At 39.0% G+C, this 333-nt stretch carries 1 protein-coding gene; it reads right to left on the reverse strand.

From position 1 onward, the window contains the following. On the reverse strand, positions 1–333 hold a 333-nt coding region (locus J8281_RS19365), incomplete at both ends, for a DUF1501 domain-containing protein (RefSeq protein ID WP_210199279.1).

The raw sequence follows: 333 nt of genomic DNA on the forward strand, positions 1-333 counted from the left end.
CTATTGGTGGGTTACTGCTACTGGTATCGTAAAAATTAGATAAATTAGGTAATACCATATTTAAATCTGAAGGGGAAACTCCAAACCAAAGTGCTAATTCTGCCATGTACAAATCTGCAGCTGTTGTTGGGATAAGTACCCCACTTCTTAAATCTAAATCACTGTCTAGTGCAAGGGTAGGGTAGTCTCCGTAAATGTCTTTCCCATTTACTGCACCTCCCATCACAAAAGCATTGCCACCCCAAGCATGATCTGTTCCATTTCCATTTGATGTTAAGGTTCTCGCAAAATCAGATACACTAAATGTTGTTACGCAATCACTTGCATTCAATT

Source organism: Aquimarina sp. U1-2 (assembly GCF_017897595.1).
Lineage (GTDB): Bacteria > Bacteroidota > Bacteroidia > Flavobacteriales > Flavobacteriaceae > Aquimarina.